Below are 5,000 nucleotides of genomic sequence, written 5' to 3'. Positions count from 1 at the left end.
ATGTGGGACAAATGCGGAATGGCGCGTAATGATAAAGGTTTAAAAGAAGCGTTATCCGAAATCCCTAATATCCGGGAAGAATTTTGGAAAAACGTAAATGTTCCCGGAAGCGGAACCGAACTCAATCAATCCCTGGAAAAAGCAGGAAGAGTCGCAGACTTTCTGGAATTCGCCGAACTTCTTTGCTTAGATGCGCTGACTCGGGAAGAATCCTGTGGAGGCCATTTCCGAGAAGAACACCAAGAAGAAGGAGAAGCGAAACGAAACGACGATAAGTTCTGCCACGCGACCGCTTGGGAATTCAACGGAATCGGTAAAAAACCGACCGAACACAGGGAAAAACTGGAGTTCGAAAACGTTCACCTCGCTACAAGGAGTTATAAATAATGGATCTGAAGCTCAAAGTCTGGAGACAAAAAAGCGGAGAAACAAAGGGAAAGATTGTAGACTACGATGCGAAAGACATTTCCCCGAACATGTCCTTTTTAGAGATGCTCGACGTAGTCAACGAAGAACTCATCACCAAAGGAGAAGACCCTATCGCTTTCGAACACGATTGCCGCGAAGGAATCTGTGGCTCCTGCAATCTGATGATCAACGGCCAAGCTCACGGACCTCATCAAGGAGTCACTTCCTGCCAGTTGCACATGCGCTCCTTCAAGAACGGAGATACAATTTACATCGAACCGTGGAGAGCCAAAGCTTTCCCGGTCATCAAAGATCTTGTAGTCGATAGGACTGCGTTTGATAGAATCATCCAGGCCGGAGGTTTTATCAGCGTGAATACGGGCGGAGCTCCCGACGCAAATGCAAACCCGATTTCTAAAGTAGATGCGGACGTAGCGATGGACGCGGCAACTTGTATCGGGTGCGGCGCTTGTGTCGCTTCCTGCAAAAACGCAAGTGCAATGTTGTTCGTTTCTGCAAAGATCACTCATCTCGGCCTTTTACCACAAGGCAAAGTGGAACAAAAGGAGCGCGTAAAAAAGATGATCAACGCGATGGACAAGGAAGGTTTTGGAAACTGCACAAACCAATACGAGTGCGAAGCGGTTTGCCCGAAATCAATCAAGAGAGATTTTATCCGGACATTAAACCGGGATTATATTCTTTCTTAGAATTCTTTTTTCGAAAAAAACATTTCTGCCCCCAACCCAGAACCAAAAAACTGGGTTGAAGGTGCGAAAAGACGGAGAATTTGTTTCCTACGTAAATATCTCCCAATTGATTGAAACAAACCATTTTCGTTTTCAAGAAATGTCAAATCCACTCTCCAAAAGCACAACGAGATTAAAATATCCTAAAAAGATCGACTGCTGAAAATGTAAATTCAACTCTTCAGTATGAACTCCAGTTTCAAGATTGTTTCGCCGATTTTTATCAAGCATAGTTTGAATTTACAGCGCATTCCAAATAATTTTACTTTATCAAAAATCGTAAACTGCAAGGTTTCCCTACTTGTTTCGGAGCGGTTCTTATCATATGAATTCTGATTCCTTCCATAATCTCGGAATCCCGTTTCAAAAAGGAATGGAATATGAGGTGAAAAAATCATTCAACAACTTTCAAGAAAAAGAAAGATATACATACGTCGGATCTCAAGCATATGGGTTTGGAGATCGGTCCATAGAAGGTTACGAACATTTTTTTCATGATGCGGATCATGAAAAACTTCAGGCCTGGCGAGTATCCAACGATCTTCTTGAAAAAGAAGCACCTCTATACTTTGTTAAAGTAGGAGGATGGAACATGGATGTGCGTAACTCAATCTTGCCGATCGACACAAATCGATTCGACTTATCTGAAGGAAAAAAACTTCTAAACCCATACATCCCTACATAATAGAGTGTCCAAAATTCTGCGTCTAAACGAGGATTTGTGCTAAAATTGGCGGTACTCCTTTATGTAGAGATCAGTAAAAAAGAAATTCTAAAGATCAAAAATCTTCCCCAGACAGTCTGGAGTTATTTTCCGAAAGCCATTTTAAACCTAGATATCTTTGCCCTGCTTGTTACCAAAGGAGTTCCTTTCAATAACAAGTTAAAAGAAAATAGATATTATTCTTTGATTTCCAAATTCAATCAGACTCAAAATGAAGATGAAAAAATTTCAATTTTAGATTCGATAGGCGACCTTCTTAGTTATGGTTTTAGAATCAGTGACTACGAACCTTTGATTCAAATTTTTCGATCCAGCTCCAAAGAAGTCAAAGAACAAATTTTAAAAATTTTTCCAAGATTTCAATCCGAACAATTTCTTAAAATCGTTTCTTTGTTACATTCTGAAGAAAAGAAAATTTAACAAAATCCACTTTCAAAATGAAAGTAGAACATTCCAGAAAATATTCAAAAGAATTGAAGCAGGCTTACAAAATGTATTCTCAGAATGAAAGGCAAAGGAGCAAAACCTATTGAAAGCTACTTTCGGATTTGAGTATCTGGAACAGGAATTTGAAAAAATCTTTCACCCAGAAATCTAACAGATCGAATATCCAAACGCGTCAACCAGTAATTTTGAGAATTCGATGAAAAGAATATATACGAAGAAAGAAATTCAAGACGGTGAGAGACCAACAAAGCTTAAAGGATTTAGGAATGTTTGGTTCACTTCATTTCTGACAAAAAAGAACATTATACGCGTTAAGATTATAAAGACGGCCAGTCGCTAACAAAATGCGGGAACTCATACTTTTTAAGAACCATTTTTAATTTTTTTACATAAAATTCATATTAAATATCTATAATTCCATTTGTAACAAAATCCAATACGGCATTAAGCAGCCTTTGTAACACAAGAAAACTTTATAGTTCTTCCCTGATTTCTAAATTCAATAGCATAAAATTTAACTGTGAAACCAAAATCTTAGATCAAGCTCATTTTAACTGAGTCGACTATAAACTGATTTTTTTAAATTTTGACGCAACCGCTATAAACAAAACACATATTGTTCTTTTAAGATTTCGATTTAAAAGAATCCAAAAAATTCCAAAGACCGCCTTGATGTAAATAAAGGGTACGTTCCTTCCATTGCCCGTTTCGGATCAAAGTTTCGACCGCATACAACGTTTTTCCGGAATAAATCGGCTCAATCGGAATTTCATATTTTTCATAAAACGATTTACAATACTCTAAAATTTCTATATTTCTTGACCCAAACCCTACCCTAATCTTCGGATCGATAATTTGATTTTCATCAATCTCTATCGTTTTTAGATCCAGAAACATTTTCTTTTCATTCAACCAACCAAGCATCTTTTTTTTGGAAGTCCGATACAAACGCCTATCACAGGAATTCGATTTTGAAAAAAACGATTTGCGGACAACCAAGTCACTCCCGATCCGATATCGATCGCGAGACGATCGTATCGTTCAATCGGAATTTGCTCCCAGAGAGAATCCAACCCATGCAACGCACCCCGACAAAAACCGTATTCCGGAATCAAAACTTCGTTCTCATCCGTATTTTTTATCATCTCGAATTCCTCAGCAACTTCAGACTCAATTTCAAAAACTTTCTTCTTCCATTCCAATCTGGAATTATACTCTTTTAGGAAATGTGAATTCCTTCTTACAAAAATAGAATTAGCGCTGGTCTTATTTTGATCTCTTGTATAACAAATTGTACGGACCTGATATCCGAAATTACAAAACAAAAAGGCAAAGGCCGCTAACGCGTTACTGTGCAATTCTCCTTGCAAAACCACGTTCCGAATATTCTTTTTTTCTAAGGCGAAATGAATTCCCAGAAATTTTCGAAACTTGGTTCCCATTCCGAAAGCGAGTCGATCGTCCTTTAGGATGGAAAGCTCACTCTCTCGAATTTTAAAAACGGTTTGAATGTAAATAGGAGAAAGACACGATCGAAAATAAACTTGGAGAGAATGCAAAAAGTTAATTCTTAGGAAGAAATCTGAAAAAGAATTTAAATTTGTTTCGGTGACGAGGAAGCCGTGTTCAGAAATCGCAGAGCAAAACTATCGACTAAAACATCCATTCTCTTCCTAAGATAGAAAACATTCTTATCCACTCTTTGGATATCGGATTTAAATTCAGAGCGCAATTCATGGATATCGGATTTAAATTCAGAGCGCAATTCATGGATATCGGATTTAAATTCAGAGCGCAATTCATGGATATCGGATTTAAGTTCAGAGCGCAATTCATGGATATCGGATTTAAGCTCAGAACGCAATTCATGAATCTCAGAGTGCAATTGAACCAATTCCGTTCTTAAACTTTGATTTTCTGTTTTTGCCTCGGAACGAACTTCTTGAATTTCAGATTTTAATTCCAATTTGAGTTCTTTAAACTCTGATTTGATATCTTTCCAAAAGATACGGAGGAAGCCGAAAAGGGAACCAAAACCTACGACTACCGACAGCAGAAGAGCGTAAACAGGAAGAAAAGAAAAGTCCATGAGAAGAAATGAAACCAAAAATCAAAAGCGAATCAAGCTTTTTTCTTGAAAAAGAAATTAGAAAAATCTTAATTGCTCGTTTTCAAAACGGCCAAGAAGGCTTCTTGAGGAATTTCCACGTTTCCAATCTGCTTCATTCGTTTCTTTCCTTCTTTTTGTTTTTCTAAAAGTTTTTTCTTACGAGTAATATCCCCGCCGTAGCACTTTGCGGTAACGTTTTTACGAAGTGCGGAGATACTTTCTCTTGCGAGAATTTTTCCTCCGACGGCAGCCTGAATCGGAATCATAAACTGATGCCTTGGAATCAAATCCTTCAACTTTTCGATGATTTCCCGTCCCCTCTGCTCCGCTTTTGTCCTATGAACGATCATAGAAAGAGCGTCCACAGGTTCTCCGTTTACGAGAATATCCATTTTCACGAGTTGAGAAACCTTATAACCGGAAGGCTCGTAGTCCAAAGAAGCGTAGCCCCTCGTAAAAGACTTGAGTTTATCATAAAATTCGAAAATAAGTTCCGCAAGAGGAAGTTCGTAAGTCAATTGAACCTTATCCTGAGTGAGATAGACAGTATCCAACCCAATCC

General features: G+C 38.2%; 5 protein-coding genes and 2 pseudogenes (2 of these 7 cut by a window edge). 4 read left to right on the top strand and 3 right to left on the bottom strand.

Annotated elements, in window-relative coordinates:
• The 4 genes and pseudogenes from LEP1GSC062_RS17440 to LEP1GSC062_RS17425 all read left to right on the top strand — a co-directional run.
• Positions 1 to 387, top strand: the 3' end of a protein-coding gene (locus tag LEP1GSC062_RS17440; protein WP_004280262.1) for a fumarate reductase/succinate dehydrogenase flavoprotein subunit. It extends 1,527 nt beyond the left edge of the window; 387 of the gene's 1,914 nt are visible here — the last part of the coding sequence; the start codon falls outside the window, past its left edge; it ends in the stop codon at positions 385 to 387.
• Positions 387 to 1,118: a succinate dehydrogenase/fumarate reductase iron-sulfur subunit gene (locus tag LEP1GSC062_RS17435; RefSeq protein ID WP_010578257.1), complete on the top strand. Its 732-nt coding sequence runs from the start codon at positions 387 to 389 to the stop codon at positions 1,116 to 1,118. The genes LEP1GSC062_RS17440 and LEP1GSC062_RS17435 overlap by 1 nt, the downstream gene beginning before the upstream one ends.
• A gap of 364 nt (positions 1,119 to 1,482) precedes the next feature.
• The gene (locus LEP1GSC062_RS17430) at positions 1,483 to 1,842 is read left to right on the top strand and encodes a hypothetical protein (protein WP_020984828.1); all 360 of its coding nucleotides are present in this window, start codon (positions 1,483 to 1,485) and stop codon (positions 1,840 to 1,842) included.
• Between the two features lie 72 nt (positions 1,843 to 1,914).
• Positions 1,915 to 2,301: pseudogene (locus LEP1GSC062_RS17425) on the top strand (hypothetical protein); the annotation flags it as partial.
• 651 nt (positions 2,302 to 2,952) lie between these two features.
• On the opposite strand, the pseudogene LEP1GSC062_RS17420 reads toward LEP1GSC062_RS17425, so the two are convergent.
• The 3 genes and pseudogenes from LEP1GSC062_RS17420 to lepA form a co-directional block, all read right to left on the bottom strand.
• Positions 2,953 to 3,887 (bottom strand): annotated as a pseudogene (locus tag LEP1GSC062_RS17420) (1-aminocyclopropane-1-carboxylate deaminase).
• Positions 3,888 to 3,922: 35 nt separating this feature from the next.
• Positions 3,923 to 4,417 carry a DUF1640 domain-containing protein gene (locus LEP1GSC062_RS17415; protein ID WP_020985019.1) on the bottom strand — a complete coding sequence of 165 codons (495 nt, stop codon included), beginning with the start codon at positions 4,415 to 4,417 and terminating at the stop codon, positions 3,923 to 3,925.
• A gap of 68 nt (positions 4,418 to 4,485) precedes the next feature.
• A protein-coding gene (gene lepA / locus LEP1GSC062_RS17410; protein ID WP_010578261.1) for a translation elongation factor 4 crosses the window boundary here: on the bottom strand, positions 4,486 to 5,000 show its 3' end. The gene runs 1,291 nt beyond the window's last position; the window shows 515 of its 1,806 coding nt (coding positions 1,292–1,806); its start codon lies beyond the right edge, outside the window; its stop codon occupies positions 4,486 to 4,488.

It is taken from the genome of Leptospira alexanderi serovar Manhao 3 str. L 60, from assembly GCF_000243815.2.
Taxonomy (GTDB): domain Bacteria; phylum Spirochaetota; class Leptospiria; order Leptospirales; family Leptospiraceae; genus Leptospira; species Leptospira alexanderi.
This window is presented reverse-complemented; position numbering and strand designations above follow the sequence as displayed.

Bases quoted from the DNA above. Each gene is read 5' to 3' on its own strand.
- LEP1GSC062_RS17435 (WP_010578257.1), top strand. From the start codon at position 387: ATGGATCTGAAGCTCAAAGTCTGGAGACAAAAAAGCGGAGAAACAAAG.
- LEP1GSC062_RS17430 (WP_020984828.1), top strand. From the start codon at position 1,483: ATGAATTCTGATTCCTTCCATAATCTCGGAATCCCGTTTCAAAAAGGA.
- LEP1GSC062_RS17415 (WP_020985019.1), bottom strand. From the start codon at position 4,417: ATGGACTTTTCTTTTCTTCCTGTTTACGCTCTTCTGCTGTCGGTAGTC.